3 protein-coding genes and 1 pseudogene are annotated in these 3,736 nt (G+C 69.7%); 2 read left to right on the top strand and 2 right to left on the bottom strand.

Features of this window, described 5'->3' with window-relative positions; translation table 11 throughout:
• Positions 1–69: 69 nt before the first annotated feature.
• The gene (locus J1C73_RS20185; RefSeq protein ID WP_207317643.1) at positions 70–1,680 is read right to left on the bottom strand and encodes an MFS transporter; all 1,611 of its coding nucleotides are present in this window, start codon (positions 1,678–1,680) and stop codon (positions 70–72) included.
• A gap of 115 nt (positions 1,681–1,795) precedes the next feature.
• Here J1C73_RS20185 and J1C73_RS20180 point away from each other — a divergent pair, with 115 nt between their 5' ends.
• Both J1C73_RS20180 and J1C73_RS20175 read left to right on the top strand, forming a co-directional pair.
• The gene (locus J1C73_RS20180; protein ID WP_207317642.1) at positions 1,796–2,536 is read left to right on the top strand and encodes a TetR/AcrR family transcriptional regulator; all 741 of its coding nucleotides are present in this window, start codon (positions 1,796–1,798) and stop codon (positions 2,534–2,536) included.
• Between the two features lie 135 nt (positions 2,537–2,671).
• Positions 2,672–3,499, top strand: a pseudogene (locus J1C73_RS20175) (alpha/beta hydrolase); the annotation flags it as partial.
• On the opposite strand, the gene J1C73_RS20170 reads toward J1C73_RS20175, so the two are convergent.
• The gene (locus J1C73_RS20170; protein WP_307797743.1) at positions 3,470–3,712 is read right to left on the bottom strand and encodes an alpha/beta hydrolase; all 243 of its coding nucleotides are present in this window, start codon (positions 3,710–3,712) and stop codon (positions 3,470–3,472) included. The pseudogene J1C73_RS20175 and the gene J1C73_RS20170 sit on opposite strands and share 30 nt — an antisense overlap.
• Positions 3,713–3,736 lie beyond the last annotated feature (24 nt).

The following is a 3,736-nucleotide window of genomic DNA, read 5'->3' as shown; positions in this document are numbered from 1 at the left end:
CCGCCGGAACGTTCCGGCGGGGCTGCTGCACACACTGTGTTGACGCCGTGCGGCGTCGGGACGGACCGGTCAGATGTGGCCGGCGCCCGCACCGGCCTCGGCGTTCGCACCGCGCTTGGTCAGGGTGGCGACCAGGGCCGCGATCACCGCGACGATGCCCGCGACCATGAACGCCGTGCTCATGCCCGACACGAACGTGTCATGGGCGACGCCCACGATCTTGCCGGCGACCTCGGGCGGAGTGCCCGGGGCGACCGGCGGCATCCCGACCTTGACGGCCGAGGACGCCTGGTCGAGCTGCTCCGCCGACAGCGGGGGAAGCTGCGCGTCCTTCCAGTTGCCGACCAGTTCGGCGTCGACCCGGGCGGCCATGATCGCGCCGAGGACGGCCGTACCGAGGCTGCCGCCGACCTGCATGGCGGCCTGCTGGAGGCCTCCCGCGACACCGGAGAGCTCCATCGGGGCGTTGCCCACGATGACCTCGGTGGCGCCGACCATGACCGGCGCGAGTCCGAGGCCGAGCAGGGCGAACCAGATCGACATGGTGACGGTGCCGGTGCCGACGGTCAGCTGGGACATGCCGAAGCACGCGACGGCGGTGCACACCATGCCGCCGACCAGCGGGATCCGCGGGCCGAACTTGGTGATCAGGAAGCCCGCCAGCGGCGAGGCGACGATCATCATCGCGGTCAGCGGCAGCAGGTGCAGACCGGCGTCGACGGCCTTCATCCCGTGCACGTTCTGGAGGTAGAAGGTGACGAAGAACAGCCCGCCCATGAAGGCGAAGGCCATCAGCACCATCAGGACCGTGCCGGCGGAGAGCGGCACGGAACGGAACATCGCCAGCGGGATCAGCGGTTCCCTGACGCGCTGCTGGACGAGGGCGAACACGACGAACAGAACGACGGCGGCGACCAGGAAGCCGATCGTCTTGAGGTCGCCCCAGCCCCACTCCGAGCCCTTGATGAGCGCCCAGATCAGGCAGAACATCGCCGAGGACAGCAGGACGATGCCGGCGATGTCGAAGGAGCGCGGCGCGTTCTCGGCGCGGTGGTCCTTGAGGATCAGCACGCCCAGCACGAGCGCGATCACGCCGACCGGCACGTTGATGAAGAAGACGGACTGCCAGCTGACGTGCTCGACGAGCACGCCGCCCAGGATCGGGCCACCGGCGGTCGAGGCGCCGATCACCATGCCCCAGATGCCGATCGCCATGTTCAGCTTCTCGGCCGGGAAGGTGGCGCGGAGCAGGCCGAGCGCGGCCGGCATCAGCAGCGCACCGAAGAGGCCCTGGAGCACCCGGAAGGTGATCACGAGGACGACGCTGCTGGAGAGGCCGATGGCCCCGGACGCCGCGGCGAAGCCCACGACGCCGATCAGGAAGGTCTGGCGGTGGCCGAACCGGTCACCGAGCTTGCCCGCGGTGATCAGGGAGACCGCGAGGGCGAGCATGTAGCCGTTGGTGATCCACTGGACATCGGCGAGCGAGGCGCCCAGGTCCTTCTGGATCGCGGGGTTGGCGATCGCGACGATCGTGCCGTCGAGCGCAACCATCATCACGCCGATGGCCACGGAGAAGAGCGTCAGCCAGGGATGGCCGCGCAGCCCCTTGGCAGGTGCGGGAACAGGGACATCCCGGGGCTCCCGCGACGCCTTTTCGACGGTGGTCTGACTAGTCATACCCAGAGATTAGTGTCAGTCGCTGACAGTTGACAAACCCATTCACAAGTCGGTAACTGTCACGTAGCTCACAGGTACGCTGAGCTGGACAAAGCAGGAAAAGGGGACCAGCTCAGTGACCGACGGGCAACGAGCCGCCGAGTATCCGGCCGGGCTGCGCGAGCGCAAGAAGCGACGCACCCGGGACGCCCTGCTCCATGCCGCCCTCGATCTTTTCACCACCCAGGGGTACGAGGAGACCACCGTCGACGAGATCGTCGACGCGGTGGAGGTCTCCCAGCGCACCTTCTTCCGCTACTTCGCCGGCAAGGAGTCGGCCGCCTTCGCCGTCCAGGAGATGGTGGAGTCGCGCTTCATCGCCGAACTGCGCCAACGGCCCGCGTCGGAAGCCCCCTTCGAGGCCATGCGCCGCGCGGTCCTCTGCGCCTGGAACAGTATCGGGGACGCCATCGAGGCCCTGATCCCGGTCGAACTCCACATGCGTACGTACCAAATGATCGAATCGACGCCCTCACTGCTCGCCGCCCACCTGCGGCGCAGCTGCGAGCTGGAGAACCAGATCGCCCTGCTGATCGCCGAGCGCGAGGGTCTGGACGTGGAGCTGGACCCGCGGCCACGGGTCGCCGTCGCCGCGTTCTCCGGGGTGATGCGGGTGACCGGCCAGCTGTGGGGGCGGGGCCGGGAGACCAGCCTGGACTCGCTGCGGACGCTGACCGAGGTGTACCTCGACCAATTGGGACCGGCCCTCGCCGAGGACTGGCGCGCCCCCGCCCGGGACCGTGTGCCGCACACCTCGGACGCGGCGTATGGCCAAGGTCACAACACGCGGACCACGCCGCCCGGATGCGGCATCTGAGGGACACGGGGCTCGGCGGAGCGTACGGGTGATCCGTACGGAGCGTGAGGGAAGAGGCGTTCCATTCCTGATAGTCGGGTGATGTGTGTCACCCGCTTCACGGCCTTCGGCGCGCGTCTCCTAATGTGGGCCGGAGTGACTTCCTTCGATTCCTCCCCGACGCTCACCGCGTGGCGCACTCTGCTCGCCATCGCGGTTGTGTTCGTGATGCTGACGACCACGGGCTGGACCGCCGTGCGCCCTCAACGCTCCGACGAGCCACGCACTGTCGCACTCGCCTCCTGGGCCAAGGGATCGATAGCGGGGCACGCGCTTCCCCCGGCCGATGCCCAGTCGTTCAGGCTGGCGCACTTCTTCGCCATGCTCACGGCCGCGCAGCGCATCCGACTGGCGGACAAGTACCCGCTGGTGGTGGGGAATCTGAACGGCGCCCCGGTCACCCTGCGCTATCGGGCCAACCGGCTCGCGCTCGTACAGGCGCGCACGGTCGAACAGCAGCGCATGCACGACAGCAGGCTCTCCCCCGACGGCCGCGCCGAGGCGGTCCGCCGGATGGACCGCTTCCGGTCGATGCTCGCCGACGGCCGGCACTTCCTCGCGTTCGACCCGTCCGGCCGGGGCCGCGCCGCCGAGGTCTTCGGTGATCTCGACCGGGCCGAGCGGGTCTCGGTGGTCGTACCGGGTGTCGACACCAATCTGCTGACGCTGGAGCGGACGGGGGTCAAGACCAACGCCGCCCCCGTCGGCATGGCCAAGTCCCTGTACGCGGCCGAGCGGTCCGCCCGCCCCGGCGTACGGACCGCCGTGATCGCCTGGGCCGACTACACCGCGCCCGCCGGTATCGGCATGGACGCCGCCCTGGGGAATCTCGCCCGGCGCGGGGCGGTCCGGCTCGACGCGCTCGTCGGCTCGCTCCCGGGCATCGCACCCGTCTCACTGTTCTGCCACAGCTACGGCTCCGTCGTCGAACCGGGTCAACCGGTCGGCCCCGGCCTCGGCGAGCGAGCCGGTCGCGGCGTCCACGCCGACGCCGATGGGGGTGGTGTACCCGGCCCAGGCGATCACGGCGCTGCCCCGGCCGGTCTGCGCGTAGAGGGACTTGGCCATACCGGCCGGGGTGCCGTACACATCGTTTCGGCGGCCGAAGGTCCCGGCGTCGATGTCCGCACCCGGCACCACGACGGAGACGTGTCGCGCGGC

Origin of the sequence: Streptomyces laculatispora (assembly GCF_017353455.1) — a bacterium.
Taxonomy (GTDB): domain Bacteria; phylum Actinomycetota; class Actinomycetes; order Streptomycetales; family Streptomycetaceae; genus Streptomyces; species Streptomyces laculatispora.
This window is presented reverse-complemented; position numbering and strand designations above follow the sequence as displayed.